Here is a 19,697-nt window from a genome sequence, read left to right as displayed (position 1 = left end):
GTCTCTGCTTTATTTGTTGTATAATTTATATTATGTTAAATTAAATAAAATCATCCATATCTTCTATTTCCTTAGCCTAACTGAGTATTTCCAAAACCCAACTTAACCTTCGACTTTCACCCGTCATGAATCAATGGCTACCTCGCCTAGGTCTTTATTTAGGTCCTGCTTCCTTCCTAATCATCCAATTTTCATTTTCTTCACCTGATCTAAATCCGCAAGCGCAAGCTATGTTGGCTATGACTTTATGGATGGCTATCTGGTGGATCACCGAAGCTATGCCTATTGCAGGCACAGCGATACTTCCCCTTATTCTGATGCCCTTATTGGGATTATTGAAAATTGATGCAGTTTCAGCCAACTACATGCATCCTACGGTTCTCCTGTACATGGGAGGATTTCTTTTGGCTACGGGCATCGAAAAATGGAATCTGCACAAACGAATTGCACTTAACATAATAAATTTATTAGGAACTGACCTGAGGAGGATTGTTTTGGGATTTATTCTCGCCACTGGTTTTCTTTCCATGTGGATTTCCAATTCAGCCACGGCGTTGATGATGCTTCCTATTGGTTTGGCAGTGGTTGGGCAGTTTAAGGAGCAACTTGGGAATTCCAATGAATCATTAGCGTCCCATCTCGGCAAAAACATCATGTTGGGGATCGCTTATGCGGCCTCCATTGGTGGGATGGCCACCTTAATCGGTACACCCACCAATGCCATACTTTCTGCAGTAGTCAAAGAAATGTATGATTACAGCATTGCTTTTGATGAGTGGATGCTTTTTGGGCTCCCATTTTCTTTGATTCTATTAGGGATTTGTTGGTATTATTTGGTGTCTTTTGGCAATCCTCTGCCTAAAAACTTTCGCTTAGGAGACGCAAAATCAGTTGTAAATCAACAGCTTAAAGCTTTAGGAAAAATAACCTTTGAAGAAAAAATTGTACTTGCAGTATTTGGGCTGGTATGTTTCTCTTGGATTACCCGAAGTTTCTTTTTGGCAAAGCTTATTCCTGGAATTGACGATACTATCATCGTATTGATTGGGGTGGTTTTACTACTGCTTCTCCCCTCCTCTCGATCCGGCGAACGGATTTTAGACTGGAAAACCGCAGAAAAGATTCCTTGGGGTGTTTTAATTCTATTTGGTGGTGGTTTGGCATTGGCCGAAGGTTTCAAAGAAACTGGTTTAGCAGAATGGATTGGCCAAAAGTTTACTCTGATCGAAGGAGTAGGATTTTTTGTTTTGCTTCTGATAATAATCAGCTCTGTCAATTTTCTAACAGAAGTCACCTCCAATGTGGCAACTGCATCGATGCTTTTGCCTATTCTGGCCTCAGTGGCAATCAAGTTGGATTTACATCCTTTTGGTCTAATGGTGGGAGCGACTTTAGCAGCAAGCTGTGCTTTTATGCTTCCTGTGGCTACTCCGCCCAATGCCGTGGTGTTTGGATCTGGCTATTTGCAGATGAAAGACATGGTAAAGGCGGGGCTTTGGTTAAATATCCTTTCCATCCTCATCATTACGTTGATGATTTATTACATCCTTCCATGGCTTTGGGGTATTGAATTGGAGGCTTATCCGTTTTGAGTTTGAGCAAGATCCGAGGTGTATATTCACCAATTCGTTATTCGCCGTTCGATGTTCTTCAATCGGCATTTTCAGTTCGGTGTTCGATATTCTTCATTCAGTGTTCGGTATTCAAGCTTAATTCCGCAATGACATCCATCATTCTTCGATTTTCAAAATACATGCAACATATAGTGCTTGATGACGAATTTTGAATTCTTGTATTTGGTCTAAAATCCGTAGACCAAAACCATTTCCACCCCAAAAACCCCCTCTTTCGTCACACTTTTTTGACTGCTTCTGCAGCTTGGGTTAAGCTTGTTGAAAATTTCAACCTGAAAGCTAAACCAACTCATTTATGAATTACCAGTCGCCCAAAGTTTCTGCTTGGCTATTTTCCCAAAAAAGAATAGTTCTTCTATGGATGCCGAACTAGCGCGAAATCAAAAACAGAAAAAGGCCTATTTCCTGCTCATCCTATTGGCCGTCATTTACCACCTTTTTCATTCCCTTCATGGATAAGGTATTGTTAAACCAACTCTTACTCTCTAAAAAATCATTTCTATCTTCCTCACATGAAATCCAAAAGTCTTGATTTCCGACAAATCGAATGGTGGATCGTCACCAGTGCCACCCTGATCGCTTTCCTATTTATTCTCTTTGGCTACAGCCCTCGTTTTTCTGAAGATTCTGGTTTTGAAATTTTCAAATTCGCCAGCCGGCTTCTTATCCTTGCTGTTCTATATTCAGCTTTCCATTTGGTCCACATGGTCCTGATTCCCAGCTACCAAACCGAACCAAAAAAATGGAAAAACATCCTCAAAATCATCCTCACTGGATTGGTTGCATTTGCTGTGTCAGCCATTTTCGGCTATCAGGCTCAGTTGACTTCAGCTCCTTTTCCCACGTTCTACCTTGGAATCATTGTCCTTTACGCCTGCTATCTCATTGCTTCCAATCTCCTCACACAAGCACTCACCCCACCGAAACTTCGTGATTTCCAAGCGTACAATATCACCCGCCTGATTTTCACCTATCTGTTTACCTTCTTTTTTCTGATCCAAATCAATCCTGTCAGCAGTGAAGGACCTTCCATTATTTTCGGGATTTTTATTCCTGTGATTTTGATTGCCAGCTTCTACAATTTCTTTTTGGTGTATGGCAAAAGGAAACAAGGCAAAGTCAAACAGTCCCGATGGTACAATTGGGGCCTAGTGGCTGTATTATTCATTTTGTTTGGAATCATTGCCGCCAATGAAGATCAAGAAGAAATCTTCGTCATCGGAGGCTTAGGTGTTAATGCCTTTATCCAATTGATCTTTTTTCCGCTGACATCCTTACTTTTTAGAAAATATGATTCCTTCATTGGAAGAATATCTACCCTTTCTACCCAAGTTGATCAGGGAAATGCCAGCTTTGACTTTCTGCGATCTCAGATCAACCCACACTTTCTATTCAACGCCCTGAATACCCTTTATGCCAGTGCTTTGATCGAAAATGCAGAAAAAACATCTGACGGAATCCAAAAGCTCGGCGACATGATGCGCTTTATGCTTCATGAAAATCAGCTTCCCTCCATCCCTCTTTCCCGGGAAATTGACTACCTCAAAAACTACCTTGACCTGCAGCTCTTGCGATTTGGATCTCAGTCAAATCTCGAACTGGACATTCAGCTGAACGATGCACAATGTCAGGGAGAAATCGCTCCGATGCTGATCATTCCCTTTGTAGAAAATGCCTTCAAGCATGGCATTTCAGCCAAAGAAAAATCCTGGATACGTCTCAATCTCCGCTGCATGGCCGGTTCGGTACATTTAGACTTGGTCAATAGTGTGCATCCTGAAAAGCCTCAAAATGAGAAATCCCGCGAAGAATCCGGCATCGGTCTGGACAATGTCAAAAAACGTCTGGAAATTCTCTATCCGGAAAAGCATCAATTGAGCATTGTTTCCAACGACACTGATTTCTTTGTTCATCTTTCAGTTCAAATTCATTCCTAATGATTAAGGCTATCGCCATTGATGATGAATCTTTTGCCTTGGAGGTGATTAAATCTCATGCCTCCAAGGTACCTTTTCTCAAGCTTGAGGCTGTATTTACCGATGCTATTCTTGGCTTGGAATATTTAAAAAACCAGTCGGTTGATCTGCTTTTTCTGGATATCAATATGCCTGATATCTCAGGTATTGACCTTGCAGCATTGGTACCCAAAGAAACCTTGGTGGTATTCACGACTGCCTATTCGGACTACGCGGTCAAAGGTTTTGAGTTGGATGCCTTGGATTATTTATTGAAGCCTTTTAACCTCAGTCGCTTTCTCAAATCCTGCCAAAAGGCTCAAGAATGGATTGACCTCAGGCCAAAAAATGAGCCTGCATTTCTTTTTGTTAAAACTTCAGATGGACAGGTCCGGGTGGATTTTTCGGACTTACTTTACTGTGAGGCACAAGGAAATTATGTGACTTTTCAACTATCTGCTCAAAAAATCCAAAGCAGGATGACCCTTGCTGAAACTGAAAAATTACTCCCATCCTACTTCTTGAGAACCCACCGTTCTTTTTTGGTGAATCAAAACCTAATCACCAAAGTGGAGCGTCACCAGGTCTGGGCTAAAAGTTTCACTGTGCCCGTGAGTTCCTCCTTTCTGGACCAGGTGAAAATAAAGCTCCATGGCTAGTTTCTAGGGTAAAATGAAGATTTAAATTCCCTTCTGTATTCCATTGGAGTCTTTTTCATCCGTTCTCTGAATAGTTTGTTGAAATTGGAGAGGGTAAAAAATCCACATTCATAGGAAATTTCGCTGATGTTCAGGTCGCTTTCATGCAAAAGCTTGCAAGCATGGGCAATTCTAACTTCGGTCAAAAAATCAGAAAAGGATTTATTCACTCGTGATTTAAAATACCTACTGAAAGCAGAAACCGAAAGATTGGAAAGTTGAGCAGCTTCTTCCAAACTCACTTTTGACTGAAAATTCTGCATCACATATTCGTACACCTGCCCCATTCGGTCTTTTTCTGATTCTTTGTTGGTATTGATGTATCCCGCATCGGCGATGAGTTTACAATCCTTCGAATCCACCAACAAATCCAACAGTTTGAGCAAGTGCAAAATACTCTTCGTGCCTTTGAGATGGAGCAGCTCCAGCATCATTCTCTTCACTTGGATATTGGTCTCACCGGTCACTTCGATGCCTCTTTCAGATAACTTGAGCATCCTCGAAATTCCTTCAAACTCATCCAACTGAAATACAGACTCATTCAAAAAGTTATCCGGAAAATAGATCACCACACCATGGGTTTCCAATTTGTTTTCCGGCTCATGATAGGCTTTGTCATTTTTCCATAAGTGGGGCAAATTGGGTCCGGTCAGCACCATGTCCCCTTCTCTAAAGCTCTTGGTATGGTCACCAATAAACCTTGTTCCTTTGCCTTTGAGCACGACAAATAATTGGTATTCAGAGTGAAAATGCCAGTTGACATCAAAGTATGGAGCAATTAACTCTTTGATAACAAAGGCTTTGCCTTCTGGTATTCGAGATTTTTGTACTGGATTTTTCACTGTATTATTACCGTTTTGACTGCTAATCCCCCTTAATTTTGGTAAAAAACAGTCATAAATCAAGGAAAAACAGTAAGGAATTCATGAGCTAAATCCAGAATATTATCTTCAAAAAAAATTATAACCCAAAGTATGAACCAAAACATGAATTTGAGACCTCTCAGTCTCTTGATCTTGAGTATGGTGCTCTTTTTTTCTTCCTGTGGAAGAAAAAATCAATTCCTTTCCATGACCGAACCAAGAAGAGTGGAAATCCTTGTTCTCGGCCATGAAAGCGAACACCATAATTCGGAAAAATTGATGCTACACCTTGGAACTCCCCTTTTCCAAAAAGGCATCAACCTTACCTACACCACAGATCTAAATGATCTTAATGAGGAGGTACTTTACAATTACGACGGTCTGATGATTTATGCCAATCATGATTCTATCAGCGCCAGTCAAGAAGCTGCTTTGAAGGATTATGTCCAAAGTGGCAAAGCCCTGATCCCGGTTCACAGTGCCTCTTGGTGCTTCCGAAATTCAGATTGGTATGTGAAAACAGTAGGCGGTCAGTTCAAATCCCACGGCGACGGTAAGTTCACCGCCAAAATCGTAGACGCTGCACACCCTATCATGCAGGGTATTTCTGAGTTTGAAACTTGGGATGAAACCTATGTCCATTCACAACTCAATCCTGCCATGCATGTCTTGATGCAGCGCGATCAGGAGCCCTATACCTGGACTTTGGAAGAGGGTGATGGTAGAGTATTTTATACAGCTTATGGCCACAATGAAGAGACTTGGAAGCAACCTGAGTTTCAGGAATTGATCGCCAACGGGATTCTTTGGGCTGTAGGCGATAAAGTAAATGAACTGCTTGCAGCCTATCAGATCCCAACCCCACAATTCCAGGATGCTGAGATTCCAAACTACGAAAAGAAGGATCCGGCACCTCGATTTCAGCTTCCGCTTTCACCAGAAGAAAGTATGAAACTGGTTCAGCTTCCTATTGAGTTTGAAATGGAGCTATTTGCCAGCGAACCGATGATCATCAACCCGATGGCTTTTGCATGGGATGAGCGTGGTCGCCTCTTTGTCATCGAAACAGTGGATTATCCTAACGAGGTACGCACGGAAGGAGGAAATGACAAAATCAAAATCTTGGAAGATACCGATGGCGATGGAAAAGCAGATAAAGCAACAGTTTTCGCAGACAACCTGAATATCCCTACTTCAATCATGGCAGTCAATGGAGGTATTTTGATTTCCATGGCTCCTGATTTTGTCTTCTTAAAAGATACTGACGGAGACGATGTCGCTGACGTAAGAGAAGTCATTTTGACTGGATGGGGCAAAAGCGATACGCATGCTGGTCCTTCAAACCTGAAATATGGCTTTGATAACAAAATCTGGGGTGTGCTAGGCTACTCCGGTTTCAATGGAGAAGTAAGCGGACGTCGTCACTCTTTCGGACAAGGTGTTTATCGCTTTGATCCGACTGGAGAAAACCTCCAATACCTAGGCAACACCTCCAACAATACCTGGGGTCTAGGTTTCACCGAAGATTTCGAAACCTTCATTTCTACAGCCAACGGACAGCACAGCGTGTATTTCTCTATGGCTAACAATTACCTGAAGCGTCCGATTTTCCAAGGTTCTGCCAATACGGTCCATGGCATCGACAGTCACTACGACATGCCACATTTGACTCCATTCTTGAGACAGGTAGATTGGCATGGAAGCTACACTGCAGCCGCAGGACACAACTTCTACACCGCGAGAAGTTTCCCTGAGAAATATTGGAACCGAATAGCCTTCGTAGCCGAACCAACTGGCCGCGTGCTTCATAATGCCATCATCAACCCGGATGGTTCAGGTTTCAAAGAGAAAAACGGATTCAACATTTTGGCGAGTTCCGATGAATGGTTCTCTCCTGTTCATGCCGAAGTAGGTCCCGATGGAGCACTTTGGGTAGCAGATTGGTACAACTTCATCATCCAGCACAACCCAACCCCAAGAGGATTTGAAAACGGTGCGGGCAATGCCTACATCAACCCACTTCGTGACAGCAAGCATGGCCGTATTTATCGAATCAAATACAAGGGTGGTGAAGATTCCGAAACATTTGACTTGAAAGATGCCGACGGTGACGAACTTATCGAGGCATTGCAAAGTGATAACATGTTCTGGAGATTGACTGCTCAGCGATTGATCGTTGAAAAGCAAGACAAGTCAATATTGGCAGATCTATACAAAATCATTGCAGATCCTAAAGTGGACAAAGTGGGTCTGAACGGTCCAGCCATCAACGCACTTTGGACCCTTCATGGCTTGGGAGAATTGACCGGAGAAAATGCCGATGCAAATGCAGCCGTGGAAAAAGCACTTTCTCATCCGTCTGCCGCAGTCCGCAAAAACGCTCTCCGCGTACTTCCAAAATCTGAAGCTTCTCTTAGCGCAATTTTGGCTTCTGGAGTCATCAATGACCCGGATTTACATACACGTAAATATGCCTTCCTTGCCATATCTGACATGCCATTCTCCGAGCAAGCTGCAAAGGCATTGTTGGAAGCTGCTAAGAATGAGGAAAACGGAAAAGATGCCTACTTGCCTCAAGCGGTGTTTGCCGCTGTTCTTTCCCATCCGACTGAGTTTGCCAAGCGTGACAATACCAAAGCACTTCAGGCAGGTGGTGACACTGAGCTTTCGCTGTCAGACCGAATCAGCAGAAGTTTGGTAGCGGAGCAATATCCGTTGGATCAGCGAAACAGCATCCTATTCCCACCTGACGTGGCTGGTAAAGAAATCGCGATCCGAATGATGATTTCTAAAGCTGAAAATCCATTGGAAGGGGTGCTTGTGGCTCAAGGAAATAATACCAATGGCTACAGCTTGTACATCTATCAAGATGCCCTTCACTTTGCAGTAGCACAAGATGAAAAACTGACCATCTTGAGTTCCAAAAAAGCTCTTCCTGAGGAGCAGTTTACCATCGATGCCACACTCACTGCAGACGGCAGCATGAGCCTCAAAATCAACGGTGAGGAAATCGGAAAAGGAAAAACCAAAGGATTGTTCCCTAAGGAACTTTCGCCTAGAAGTGTAAGAGTGGGTAGAAATGACAGCAAAAATGTAGTCGGCAAATACGAAGGAACGTGGTGGTTTGGTGGTCGCTTGAGCAACAAGTCTACCCTTTCACTCAAGAAACCTGGTACTTCCCTAGAGGCTGAGGCCAGCCTGGCTGATGCTGCCAAAGCAAATGGAACCTCTTTTGTCAAATTGAGTGTGATACCTCATGAAATGAAGTTTGACAAGGCTTCCTTCACCGTAAAAGCAGGTTCACAGGTTACCATTGACTTCGAAAACCCTGACTTCATGCAGCACAACTTGGTCGTAGGTCAAAAAGGTGCCATGGAAACCATTGGAAAGGCAGCGGACGAATTAGCTCGTGATCCGAAAGGTGCTGAAATGAACTTTGTGCCTAAGATCCCTCAAGTAATCTCAGCCACCCGACTGGTAGATCCGGAAGGACGCGAATCACTGGTGTTCGTAGCACCTACTGAGCCGGGCGAATACCCATTTGTGTGTACCGTGCCAGGCCACTGGAGAATTATGAACGGGATCATGATCGTGCAGTAATACATGGCTTTAGACGTAAAATTTGCAGTCAGTACTTGGCTGTGGACTTCGCCTTTCAATAAAGAAACGGTCGCTCTTTTTCCAAAAATCAAAAGCTACGGCTACGATTCGGTGGAGATTCCCGTGGAAGATCCTGCCTTGATCGATATCGATCTGGTAAAAAATGCACTTGCGGATAATGGGCTTAGTCCCATTATCTGCGGGGCTTTTGGACCAACACGGGACTTGACCCATGAGGATCCTCACTATCACCAGACCTGCTTTGACTACCTCGATGCCTGCTTTCACATTGCGTCGGAATTGAGCGCCGGATTTGTGGCTGGACCAATGTATTCGGCAGTAGGAAAAGCAAGATTGGTATCTCCTGAGCAAAAGAAAATCGAATGGAATCGCGCCGTCACCAACCTTCAGAAAGTAAGTAAAAGAGCAGGTGAATTTGGATTGGAGATCGCCATCGAAACACTCAATCGCTTCGAAACCGACCTGATCAATACGGCCGAGGAATTGATGCAGCTGATTCATGACATCAATGAACCTCAGGCCAAAGCGATTTTGGACGGATTTCACATGAATATTGAGGAACCGGACATCGAAGCGGCTATCCGTCGGGCTGGAGACAAATTGATCCACGTGCAGGTGTCTGAAAACTACCGAGGAACACCCGGAACAGGTCAAACCAACTGGGCGGCTTGGAAACGAGGTTTGGAAGCCATAAACTATTCCGGTACAATCTCTATTGAAAGCTTCACGCCTAATGTAAAGGAGCTAGCGGGTGCAGTTTGTATCTGGAAGCCCTTAGTGCCTAGCCAAGATGGCTTTGCCAAGGAAGGCTTGGAGTTTCTAAAGAAGTGGGCCGCTGATTAAGCGAGAAGACGGAAGACAGGAGACCGAAGAAATGGAAAAATATAAAGGCTGTCCGAATCTGAACCAGAATAAAAAATAAGCGAGAAGACGGAAGACAGGAGACGGAAGATCGAGTAAAAGTAAGATACCAAGGAAGTCCAAAGCTAATCAAGAATAATTAATCACTTAATAAAAAATTAAATCAAAAAGAAACCCAAAAAAATGAAATGGTCTTCCGAAGGCAGCTTTTGGAGATTTCGGATTTCATACTTCAGCATTCTGAATTTGTATCTTCCGTCTTCCGTCTTCGGTCTTCCATCTTTTTTAAAAAACTAAATACCCATGAGTCAAAAACAAATTAACATTGCCATCATAGGCCTAGGCTTTGGTGCCGAATTTATCCCTATCTACCAAAAACATCCTTTGGCAAACATGTATGCCGTGTGCCAGCGGAACAAAGAAAAAGCAGAAGAAATCGGAAAAGCATTTGGCATCGAAAAAGTCTATACCGACTACGATGAACTGCTGAAAGATCCCACTATCGACGCGGTACACATCAATACGCCGATTCAAAATCACGCCGAGCAAAGTATCAAGGCCTTGAAAGCAGGAAAGCACGTCGCGTGTACCGTGCCTATGGCCACGACTGTAGAAGAATGCCGTCAAATCGTGGAATTGTGCGCACAGACAGGCTTGACTTACATGATGATGGAGACGGTAATCTACAGCCGTGAATTCCTCTTCGTGAAGGAGATGTATGAAAAAGGTGAATTGGGTAAAATCCAATTCCTGCGTGCTTCCCATCAACAGGAAATGGCAGGTTGGCCGGGCTATTGGGAAGGACTCCCTCCTATGCATTATGCTACGCACTGTGTAGGTCCGGTTTTGGCATTGCCAAAGGGTCAGGCAGAATATGTGTCTTGCCTTGGATCAGGTCGAATTGATGAAAATCTGATTCCAAAATACGGTTCGCCTTTCGCCATTGAGACCTGCCACATTAAGTTGAAGGATTCTGATCTAGCAGCAGAGGTGACCCGATCGCTGTTCAATACCGCAAGACAATACCGCGAAAGCTTTGACGTCTACGGATCCAAAAAGTCATTTGAATGGACCTTGATCGAGCATGAGGATTCCGTGATCCATACTGGCGAAGTGCCTGAGAAAGTGAAAATCCCTGACTATGCGCATCTACTTCCTGCGGAAATCGCTCCATTCACCACTCAAGGAGTGTACGATTCGGACGAAAATCAGCACCTTTCCTTTATCCAAGGTTCGGGCCACGGAGGATCTCACCCGCACTTGGTTCACGAGTTTTTGATGGCCTTGACAGAGGGTCGGGCACCTTACCCGGATGCAGCTCAGTCAGCTAACATCACCTGCGTGGGGATATTGGCGCATGAGTCAGCTATGGAAGGTGGCAAAATCAAATACCTCCCTGAGTTTACACTCAGCAAAAAGTAAAAACAAAAGGCCTGGAGGATCTCCAGGCCTTATTTTTTGCTCTTAATCATTCTGAGAAGAGTTACCAAGCTTGTCGAGAAAAGGATACCGAGCTTGTCAAGAAATGGTTACCGAGCTTTTCGAGGTATCACTTCACTTTCTTCGCCTCAGCGGTAAACATATCCATCAGCGAACCAGCGGCATTTTCGTCGTCCACTTTTTTCAAACTGATGTAAACATCATAGCCTTGAATATTAAAATAGCCTGTAAGGACATCACCGGAGATAGATACGGAAGACATCACTTTTTCCGTGCCAGAGGCATCTTCCATAAAGTAGCCCATAGTCTTTCCTTCTTTAGTTTCAAATCTCATCGGAATAGTAGCAGTTCCCTGAGGAGTGTCCTTCACGGTTACCGCCCATTTTCCTTCAAAATATTCTGGTGTAAGCGTCTTGAAACTTGACAAACCTGCCGTTGCGACTACAGCAAAAAGGGTAATGAGTAAGATGTTGGATAATTTTTTCATGTGATGAAAGGGTTAGATTGTTTCAAAATTTAGGAAAAAATCAAATCCAAATTTCTGATGGACTAGAAATGAGCAATTCTTTTCTGGTTAAAAAAAAAACAGCTGAAAGCTATTCAAAGCCATCAGCTGTTTTTCTTTAGAAAATAATTGACGTTAAGGACTATTTTTCAGGGGAATTACCTCGAATACAACGTCAATTTTTTCATAGACCAAGGTTGTTCCCCCTTGCTTTGAGACTCCATCTTCAGGTAAATAAATTTGCCAGTGCCTGTCCAACTCAATGAATTAATCCCTGGATTACCTTTTCCTTGAGCTACTTTGGTCCAACTTTTACCATCTGTACTCAGGGAAACCGTGTATTCCAATGGAAATCCTTCCTTGCCTGCATCAAACTGGACTTCTGAAATGGCTTGCGGACTCGGCAACTGCACCATAAACCACATTCCCGGTGCTTGTGGAGTTTCCGTCTTCCAACCTTTGTAAGAAAAGGCATAACCGGGATCTTTGGAAGATCCTACACCTTGAAGGGCTGTGCTGCTAGCCGTTGCTTTCCAATTGTCCTGAAAAGTCAAGGCCTTTGGGATTTCCCCGATCAATTCCTCAAAGGAATAAGCATCTTTTCTAGACTCGGTTTCCTTTCTGATTTTGGCCACATACTCAGGCGAGATAAAGGAACCTGAATTGCCGAAATCATTGCGGATATAGGAAAGTACCGAGGCGATGTATTCGTCTGTATTGGTCTTCATGGAGATCATCACCCCTTCGTACTCTTTCTTTTCAATCGCACCCTTCAAGCCATGCAACATTACCTTGGTAGCATACTCCGGATGACCAAGGATCCTCGGCGAACCTGAGAAAGGCGGAGCGATCAGGCGGCCTTCTCCAGCCGGAGAACCCAAGCCTTTTGGACCATGACAGGTCGAGCAATAGCTGTCAAAAATCGTCTTCCCTTTTACAAACAGCGCCAACTCCTCCTTTTCAAACTTGGTTTCTGCCGCTTTTTTGGCTTCTTCCAGTTTTTCCAAAAGTTGCGTCCCCACCACTTGAATCCCTTGTGATGAATTTTTTTGAAGTACTGCTTTGATTAGTTGATCGACCTTGTCGATTTTGAGTACACGTGCACTTAACAAGGCCTGAATGGCCACCTCAGGATTGGCATCCAATGCGGCTGAAGCATAAAGGTCAGCCAAGGATTTTTCACCATACTTATACAAGGTTTCAGCCGCTCGCAATCCCTGCATCTTGAGTTTGGGATTGGGATCTGAAATGAATTTTTTCACCAATTCTGAATTCAATCCACCTAACCCTTCCAAGGTCCAAAGGGCGTGAACGCGCGCGAGTTCATTTTTGGAAGAACTTGCCATCACTACCAGATCAGGAATAATCGACTTGTCTTGATTCAGGATCATGGTCTGCTGTGCCATGTCTCTCCACCAGCCATTGGGATGCTCGAGGTGACGAATCAGCTGTTTGGAAGTCTCCTCGTACATTCGAGGCTTTTCGGTATTTCTAGGCATCCCCTCGTAGGAAAGCCTCCAAATTCGACCGTTTCCAATCACATCATCCATTTGGTATTGCTGGATTTTGGTACGGAGGTAGCTTCCCTCCTGCGTCCACTCCCCTTCCTGAATGATTCCTCGGTACATATCCACAATGTATAGTGTGCCATCCGGAGCGGTGGCCATATCCACCGGTCTAAACAAAGGATCTGTTGATTGGATGAACTCTGACTCCTCGCTGATGTACTTGTTTTGGAGGTAGGAAAGTCCTTCCACCTTTTCGGTGACCACTCTTCTTACGATTCGGCCCACAGGCTCTCCGTAGAGGTAATCACCCACCAAATCCTTGGGCAAACGATCACCACGAAAGACGTCATTTCCGGCAGCTCCGGTCACATTGGCCAAGGAGCCGTCAGGCTTAGCTTCCTGCATGCCGGGTTGGAAATCGGCCAATTTCACCAAGCTGTACGGAACTCGAAATCCTTCCTTGAGTGCACCCTTGACAGAAAAATTGCCATAGACGATCGGAAATTGGAAGCCCTGTGGTACGCCACCTGCCCCATCTTGGAAGAAAATCGTGCCGTAATTATCCTGGGTCACACCCCACTGCCCCCAAGGATTACCGCTTTCTTCTTGGATCACTCCTGTAGGTGTCCAGCGGATGCGCTTATTGTTGTACGTGCTGTACATCCAGTTGTCCAAGGCCCAAGTGAGGAAACTCGTCTGATGTTCCACATTGCCGGATCTGCCCAGGCCAGAAGCAAAAAGTTCTTTTTTATCTGCCTTGCCATCCCCATCCGTGTCGGTAAATCGGTACACATGATCCTCGTTGGATTCCATCGAAAGGATGCTGTTTGGGCCAAAAGGAACCACGTAGCGAGGAAACACCAAACTGTCCAAAAAGACTGTCCCCGTCTCATACACACCATCCTCATCCAAGTCTTCCCAACGGGAAATTCTTGAGGTGGGTAAAAGCTCACCGGTGGCATCCAAGTCCTGCATGTAAGTCCGGAGCTCCAGCACGTACATTCTTCCATTTCCGTCAAACTGTATGGAGGCAGGTTCCCGAATCTGAGGCTCGGAAAGCACCGGATCCATCGAAAATCCCGGCTTAAGCACAAAGGATTTCTTCTGCTCATTGGCAGAGACGGGCACCACGGGTGGTTTTGGACTCAGGTCAATGCCTTTCCAAATCGGAGATTCCAAGTCTATCCCTTCAGGAAGTGGAACACTAGGAAAAGGCTCCTCCAAACGCTTAGGGTCCATGGACTCTGCAGGAGACACATCAAATGGGGATCGCTCAGGTGCCTGACAGGCATAGACTGCCACACAGATACTCAAGCAAAGCATTCTTTTCAAATTCAATCTCATATGATCAAGTTTCGCAACTTCTGTTTCAGTTTCTTAAGATACCGCCTTTTACTATTTTCCAAACCTATTCACTCTCTTGTGCCACCCTTGGACAAACTCGATATCCAGGGATAAAAATATTTGCTTTTTGCCTATTTTATAATTTTTTTCAAAAAGTAATTTCACATTCATTGAAAATTTCAACCAAGATCTTTATGTTTTCCAGATTTCAACTTCTTCCATTCCTGCTTTTACTTTGGGTAGGTGTACTTTTTACCTCCTGTGAAAAACCTGCTCCTTCCCAGCCAAAGGGTCCTGTGGTCATGGCCTATTACGTACCGGAGAGGGATTACCAACCCGAAAAAATCCCCGTGGAAAAGCTCACCCACATCATTTTTTCCTTCACCAATGTGGTAGATGGGGAAATGAAGTTTAGAAATCCAGAAGATTCTGGACCCAAACTTGAAGCTTTGGTGAAGCAAAAAGAGCGAAATCCGAACCTCAAAGTGATGATTGCCTGCGGAGGCTGGGGAGCGGATGGATTCTCCGACATGGCCTTGACTGCCGAAAGCCGCGCCAAATTCATCGAAAGCGCCCGAGCATTTATCCAACAGTACCAACTCGACGGCATGGACATGGATTGGGAATATCCGGGAATCTCCGGTGCGGGCACCATGGCGAGACCCGAAGACACCCAAAACTTCACCGCACTGATGAAAGGCCTCCGAGAGATGCTGGACACCTTTGATTCTCCCAAGATCTTGACCTTTGCCTCGGCCGGTTGGGAGCGGTATTACGATTTTATCGAGGTGGATGAAGTCATGAAGTACGCGGACTACATGAATGTAATGACCTACGACCAGGTATCGGGCGAGTCCATCTACACCGGACACCATACTCCGCTCGGACGTGCCAGCAAGGAGGATTTGGCAGGTACGCCCTTTCAAGCACACCTAGACAGCCTCTACCTCGCCAAGAAAAAAACCGATCATGAACCCCACTCCGTGGAAAAAATAGTCGATTACTTGGTCGCTCGTGGAGTCAAGCCAGCTCAGATTGTAATCGGCTCGGCCTTCTATGGCAGAGTCTGGAAAGGCGTCCCTCCTACCCATCAGGGTTTGTATCAAAAGAGCCGTGACATTCACATCGGTTGGTATGCCTACCACGAGATCCGATCCAAGTATGAAGCTGAAAGCAGTTTTGTGAGGTATTGGGATGAAAATGCCAAAGCTCCCTTTATGTATCAAGCCGCCGACAGTCTCTTGGTCTCTTATGATGACACCGTCTCCGTGGCTCTCAAAACCCGCTATGCGATCGACAAGCAGTTGGGAGGCATCATGTTTTGGGAATTGGGAAATGATACCAAGGAGACCGGAAGCTTGCTGGATGCGATCGATAAAGAAGCCAAAAAAGGCATAAAGTAAGCCCAAAGTGAAATTTTGAGGGGAAAGGAATGGGAGAAACTCTCATTCCTTTTTTTTTGGCAGATGAAAGTAGGTTTGGATTTGATCTAGAAAGGAAGTAGTAACCTAACAGGATATTTTCCCTCTGTGCTAGAGAAAAGCAATCTCCAAATCCACAACAGCAAAAAATCGGATGCTACAGACTTTATTGTTCAGTTTTCATCCTCAACAAAATCGATCAAGTCAGAATACTCATGATTCAATTGATGTAAAATCTGATCCAATTCATCCATGCTGCGATAGAGAATCGGAGTCATTTCCAAGGTAGAATCAGGGTTATTTTCTTCTTGTAAGAGATGAATTACCCCTTTGATTTTGGCTACGGGAGCACGCAACTTATGCGAAATATCAAAGAGGAATTTTCGTAAAGATTTGACATGAGCTATTTTTTGACTGATGTCCTGTATGGTACCGTAAAAATTGATTTCCCCGTCTTCAAAATCAGGTCGAGCTTTGATCCATAGCCAGATTTTCTTTTTACCGTCCACAATCACCGGAATATCCATTTCAAATGAGCTGTTGCATTTGGCAGAATGGATAAACTGACGCAGAAATGAAAACCTCAAATTTGGACTTATCCAATGCAGGAAAACAGATGGGTTGGTAATTATTTCTTCCCGATTGGCCTCCGGAATCAATCGGGATATTCCAGAACTCAAAAAATCCAGTTTGATATGCTTAGCAGCTGGTTCAGTTTTTAACTTAAACCATGCCCCTGGAGACAGCTCGGTAAGCTTTTGAAGTTTTTGACCAAAGAGCTCAATTTTTTGATGTTGATCTTTTAGTAGTTTTCTTGTTTCCAGAGAAATGGCTACACGCTTCGCTAATAATTTTAGCGCTTCCAATTGGGCCTCTTTGACTTCATGCTATTGGTGATCCCAAGCACACACTGTCCCCAGGACATTCCCTTGAAAAGAAACAATTGGGGCACTCACATAAAAACGAATCCCATCCGCAGCGGTCAAATAGGGGTTTTCATGTACTCGTTTGTCGGATAGTGGATCAAGAATCACCAGCGTTTGATCCGGTGAATCGAGTGTAAATCGACAAAATGTATCTTCCAAAGGCACCTCCGACCAGTTGACTCCAATCTTGGCTTTGTACCACTGTCTGCGATCATCTATAAACGAAACCACAGAAATGGGTGTATTGAAGATTGTCTTGGCCATTTCAGCAATCTCCTGCATTTCAATCTCCGGATCGGTATCCATGATTTCAAAAGAGCGGAGTTCAGCTAGCCGGTTCATTCTCAGTTATAGCGGGTTTCAAATTCAAATTAAAAAATCTATAGTTAGAATGAAAACCAAAAGGGTTTTAAACTTTAACCAAAAGTTCATTTTTGTAAACCGTATGTGTCCAAAAAACTGGTCCTACGTAATTCCTAGCTAGGTTTCGGGGCTTTTGAACTCACTTTTATTTCCCACAATTGATCAGATCAAAAAATTAGGGAAAGTCACTTGCTAGAGGTAATCAACACTGGAGATCACAGCGCACCGTAAAAATCGTCAGGATGCTTTTTTCTTTTACATAAGAACAAAAAATTTTAGAGGTTTAGGGTTTACAATGGGGCAAAAAAAAAACACCTAGAAATATCTAGGTGTTTTAAAACAGAGCCCCTTGCCGGGATCGAACCAGCGACCTACTGATTACAAGTCAGTTGCTCTACCAGCTGAGCTAAAGAGGCGTTCCCCGTTTAGGTGGTGCAAATATAGGCTTACTCTCTTTTACTCCAAACCCAAAACCTGAGAAATTTCATAAAAAACGCTATCTCTCAGATTTTGAGCCGGAAAAATTTAGAATTCCTTCAGGATGGTAAGCTTCTTCTTCAACTTATCGATCTCCTCTTCTGCCTTTTGAATCTTCACATCAAACTGATCTCTCAATTTGTCTGCAGTTTTGGATGCAGCAAAGAATTCAAGGTTGTTTTTCCACAAGGAAATGCTGTTTTCCAAATCGGTGATTTGCTTGCGGATGCCATGCTCTTTTTTGTTGAGTGTCTTAATGGCATTAGGGTCTGATTGGATTTTGTTTAAGTTGAGTCTAAACAAGAAATCTTCCCTACCGGTGCCTGAAGGATCCAGTTTTTCCAAATAGCTATCTACAGCCTCTTTGAACTGGTTTTGAATCTCCTTTATGTTTTTGCGAGGCACAAATCCAATCTCATTGAATTCGGTCACAAATCCACTCAATTCCTCCTCTGAGCGGCTCTCTCCTGCTGCTGCGCTATGGATGGCCGCGATCAGGTCCTGCTTCAGTTTGAGGTTGGCATCAAATTCATTGTTGGCCTGCTTGGTGGATGTTCTTCTGTTTTCGAAGAAAGAATCACAGGCTGCTTTAAATTTCTTGTAAAGCGCATCACGGTTTTTCTCCGGTGTAGGACCGAGCTTCTTCCACTCTTGCTGCAGCTTTACCAGTTGATTAGCTGTACTTTGCCAATCGGTGTTTTCCATCAGAGCTTCCGCTTGGGCAATCAGTTCTTCTGCTTTCTTCTGATTGGTCGCCCGTATTTCATCAAGTTCTTTGAAGAACAGGTTTTTGTGATGGAAAAACTGCTTAAATGAAGCCCAGAAAGCTTTGTTAATGTCTTTCCCGGATTCTTTTGGCACAGGACCGATTTTTTCCCAAGCCTTTTGAATGTCCAGGATTTCCTTGGTTTTGGTATTCCAATCTTTGATTCGGTCCGCTTTAAATTCCCCAAATGGAGCCAATAGACCGATCAGGGCTTCTTTTTCAGTCAGATTCTTTTTAAAGACTTCTTTTTGACCTTCAAAGAATTCCTTTCTTCTGTCGTAAACCGCATCGGAGGCTGCTTTGAATCGCTGCCAAAGATTTTCCTGTTCGTCTCTCGGCACAGGTCCGATATGCTTAAACTCCTCATGAAGTTCATTCAACTGTTTGATGGCTTCTTTGAGGTCTTTTACTTCTTTAAGCGCATCCGCCTTTTCGCAAAGCTCCAGTTTGCTTTCCAGATTTTTTTTGCGGTCGAGTTCTTTCAGCTCAAAGTAAATACTTCTGTTGTCATAGAAACGGTCCATTAGGGCATTGAAGCTCGCCCAAAGGTTTCTGCTTTGTGCAGCAGGTACCGGACCAAGCGACTTCCATTCTTCCTGGATAGCCTTAATCGCACCCATGCTCAAAGTTGTCTCTTCACCATCCACCAAATCTCTCAGTTTGTTGAGTAGTTCGGTTTTCAATTGAAGGTTGCGCTCCTTCTGCTTTTCAGCCTCTTTTCTTAGGGAATTGAGCTGATGACGGAAGTCATTGAAGAGCTTATTGAATTCTCTTTCTTCTTCGTGGTAGCGATATTGAAAATCATCTTCTGATCCGCCTTCTGATTTGAATTTCAAAAGTGCAGCTTCCGTATCCTTGGCTACCAAATCATCAAAGGCAGCTTTGATTTCATGAGCAAGTTTATCGAGCTTGAGAGATACACCATGCTGAAGCTTATCTTTCAGCAAGTGAAGCAGTTGGCTTTTAGTCAAACCAGAAAGATCCTCGGGAGTATGATCATCTTCCTCTTCCGTTGCTTCATCGGCCTCATTGGCAGAATCTTCAGCAGGTGTCGGAGTTTCCTCTTCGGATACGGGTTCAACTTGCGCAGCAGGTTCAGAAACCTGATCTGTTGGATCTTGCTGATCTGCGGATTCAGGTATTGAAGTTTCTGTTTGTTCCACAGAAGATTCAGCGCTTTCTGCTGTATTCTCAATACCTGTTGCTTCTTTTTCAGAAGCTTGGGTCACCTTGTCCTGATCGGACAATTCGTTACTTTTCTCGGTCATAAAATCGATACTATTTCAAGGCAATATGGGCAAATGTAGGCATTTTG

13 protein-coding genes and 1 tRNA gene are annotated in these 19,697 nt (G+C 44.0%); 7 read left to right on the top strand and 7 right to left on the bottom strand.

Annotated elements, in window-relative coordinates; translation table 11 throughout:
• Positions 1-125: 125 nt before the first annotated feature.
• The 3 genes from ACFPIK_RS03570 (at position 126) to ACFPIK_RS03560 (ending at position 4,248) form a co-directional block, all read left to right on the top strand.
• The gene (locus tag ACFPIK_RS03570) at positions 126-1,592 is read left to right on the top strand and encodes an SLC13 family permease (RefSeq protein ID WP_377912288.1); all 1,467 of its coding nucleotides are present in this window, start codon (positions 126-128) and stop codon (positions 1,590-1,592) included.
• A gap of 554 nt (positions 1,593-2,146) precedes the next feature.
• Positions 2,147-3,571, top strand: coding sequence for a sensor histidine kinase (locus ACFPIK_RS03565; RefSeq protein WP_377912286.1), 1,425 nt, complete (start codon positions 2,147-2,149; stop codon positions 3,569-3,571).
• The gene (locus ACFPIK_RS03560) at positions 3,571-4,248 is read left to right on the top strand and encodes a LytR/AlgR family response regulator transcription factor (protein ID WP_377912284.1); all 678 of its coding nucleotides are present in this window, start codon (positions 3,571-3,573) and stop codon (positions 4,246-4,248) included. Before ACFPIK_RS03565 ends, ACFPIK_RS03560 begins: the two co-directional genes overlap by 1 nt.
• Here the strand turns inward: ACFPIK_RS03560 and ACFPIK_RS03555 are convergent.
• Positions 4,245-5,129, bottom strand: a complete 885-nt coding sequence (locus ACFPIK_RS03555; RefSeq protein ID WP_377912282.1) for an AraC family transcriptional regulator — start codon at positions 5,127-5,129, stop codon at positions 4,245-4,247. The genes ACFPIK_RS03560 and ACFPIK_RS03555 overlap by 4 nt on opposite strands.
• Positions 5,130-5,279: 150 nt before the next feature.
• Here ACFPIK_RS03555 and ACFPIK_RS03550 point away from each other — a divergent pair, with 150 nt between their 5' ends.
• From ACFPIK_RS03550 to ACFPIK_RS03540, 3 genes are all read left to right on the top strand, one after another.
• Positions 5,280-8,750 carry a PVC-type heme-binding CxxCH protein gene (locus ACFPIK_RS03550; RefSeq protein ID WP_417281685.1) on the top strand — a complete coding sequence of 1,157 codons (3,471 nt, stop codon included), beginning with the start codon at positions 5,280-5,282 and terminating at the stop codon, positions 8,748-8,750.
• 3 nt (positions 8,751-8,753) lie between these two features.
• Positions 8,754-9,614: a sugar phosphate isomerase/epimerase family protein gene (locus ACFPIK_RS03545; protein WP_377912278.1), complete on the top strand. Its 861-nt coding sequence runs from the start codon at positions 8,754-8,756 to the stop codon at positions 9,612-9,614.
• A 321-nt stretch (positions 9,615-9,935) separates the two neighbouring features.
• Entirely contained in the window at positions 9,936-11,054 is a 1,119-nt protein-coding gene (locus ACFPIK_RS03540) for a Gfo/Idh/MocA family protein (protein ID WP_377912276.1), read from the top strand.
• Between the two features lie 127 nt (positions 11,055-11,181).
• Here the strand turns inward: ACFPIK_RS03540 and ACFPIK_RS03535 are convergent, their stop codons facing one another.
• Together ACFPIK_RS03535 and ACFPIK_RS03530 are read right to left on the bottom strand one after the other, a co-directional pair.
• Positions 11,182-11,559 carry a hypothetical protein gene (locus ACFPIK_RS03535; protein WP_377912274.1) on the bottom strand — a complete coding sequence of 126 codons (378 nt, stop codon included), beginning with the start codon at positions 11,557-11,559 and terminating at the stop codon, positions 11,182-11,184.
• Between the two features lie 176 nt (positions 11,560-11,735).
• The gene (locus tag ACFPIK_RS03530) at positions 11,736-14,429 is read right to left on the bottom strand and encodes a PVC-type heme-binding CxxCH protein (protein WP_377912272.1); all 2,694 of its coding nucleotides are present in this window, start codon (positions 14,427-14,429) and stop codon (positions 11,736-11,738) included.
• A 194-nt stretch (positions 14,430-14,623) separates the two neighbouring features.
• Here ACFPIK_RS03530 and ACFPIK_RS03525 point away from each other — a divergent pair, with 194 nt between their 5' ends.
• Positions 14,624-15,832 (top strand): glycoside hydrolase family 18 protein, encoded by a 1,209-nt coding sequence (locus ACFPIK_RS03525; protein ID WP_377912270.1) that lies wholly within the window; start codon positions 14,624-14,626, stop codon positions 15,830-15,832.
• 191 nt (positions 15,833-16,023) lie between these two features.
• On the opposite strand, the gene ACFPIK_RS03520 is transcribed toward ACFPIK_RS03525, so the two are convergent.
• The 4 genes from ACFPIK_RS03520 to ACFPIK_RS03505 all read right to left on the bottom strand — a co-directional run bounded on the left by ACFPIK_RS03520 (position 16,024) and on the right by ACFPIK_RS03505 (position 19,650).
• Entirely contained in the window at positions 16,024-16,716 is a 693-nt protein-coding gene (locus tag ACFPIK_RS03520) for a histidine kinase dimerization/phospho-acceptor domain-containing protein (protein ID WP_377912268.1), read from the bottom strand.
• A 21-nt stretch (positions 16,717-16,737) separates the two neighbouring features.
• A complete protein-coding gene (locus ACFPIK_RS03515) occupies positions 16,738-17,118 on the bottom strand; it encodes a GAF domain-containing protein (protein WP_377912266.1) in 381 nt (126 codons plus the stop codon).
• A 364-nt stretch (positions 17,119-17,482) separates the two neighbouring features.
• A tRNA-Thr gene (locus tag ACFPIK_RS03510) sits at positions 17,483-17,555 on the bottom strand.
• Between the two features lie 109 nt (positions 17,556-17,664).
• Positions 17,665-19,650 carry a DUF349 domain-containing protein gene (locus ACFPIK_RS03505; protein WP_377912264.1) on the bottom strand — a complete coding sequence of 662 codons (1,986 nt, stop codon included), beginning with the start codon at positions 19,648-19,650 and terminating at the stop codon, positions 17,665-17,667.
• Positions 19,651-19,697: the final 47 nt, after the last annotated feature.

It is taken from the genome of Algoriphagus aquatilis, from assembly GCF_042657405.1.
In the GTDB taxonomy this organism is placed as follows: domain Bacteria; phylum Bacteroidota; class Bacteroidia; order Cytophagales; family Cyclobacteriaceae; genus Algoriphagus; species Algoriphagus aquatilis.
The sequence above is the reverse complement of the archived record's forward strand: the minus strand, read 5'-3'. Positions and strand labels throughout refer to the sequence as shown.

Bases quoted from the DNA above. Each gene is read 5' to 3' on its own strand.
- ACFPIK_RS03570 (WP_377912288.1), top strand. From the start codon at position 126: ATGAATCAATGGCTACCTCGCCTAGGTCTTTATTTAGGTCCTGCTTCC.
- ACFPIK_RS03565 (WP_377912286.1), top strand. From the start codon at position 2,147: ATGAAATCCAAAAGTCTTGATTTCCGACAAATCGAATGGTGGATCGTC.
- ACFPIK_RS03560 (WP_377912284.1), top strand. From the start codon at position 3,571: ATGATTAAGGCTATCGCCATTGATGATGAATCTTTTGCCTTGGAGGTG.
- ACFPIK_RS03545 (WP_377912278.1), top strand. From the start codon at position 8,754: ATGGCTTTAGACGTAAAATTTGCAGTCAGTACTTGGCTGTGGACTTCG.
- ACFPIK_RS03540 (WP_377912276.1), top strand. From the start codon at position 9,936: ATGAGTCAAAAACAAATTAACATTGCCATCATAGGCCTAGGCTTTGGT.
- ACFPIK_RS03535 (WP_377912274.1), bottom strand. From the start codon at position 11,559: ATGAAAAAATTATCCAACATCTTACTCATTACCCTTTTTGCTGTAGTC.
- ACFPIK_RS03530 (WP_377912272.1), bottom strand. From the start codon at position 14,429: ATGAGATTGAATTTGAAAAGAATGCTTTGCTTGAGTATCTGTGTGGCA.
- ACFPIK_RS03525 (WP_377912270.1), top strand. From the start codon at position 14,624: ATGTTTTCCAGATTTCAACTTCTTCCATTCCTGCTTTTACTTTGGGTA.
- ACFPIK_RS03515 (WP_377912266.1), bottom strand. From the start codon at position 17,118: ATGAACCGGCTAGCTGAACTCCGCTCTTTTGAAATCATGGATACCGAT.
- ACFPIK_RS03505 (WP_377912264.1), bottom strand. From the start codon at position 19,650: ATGACCGAGAAAAGTAACGAATTGTCCGATCAGGACAAGGTGACCCAA.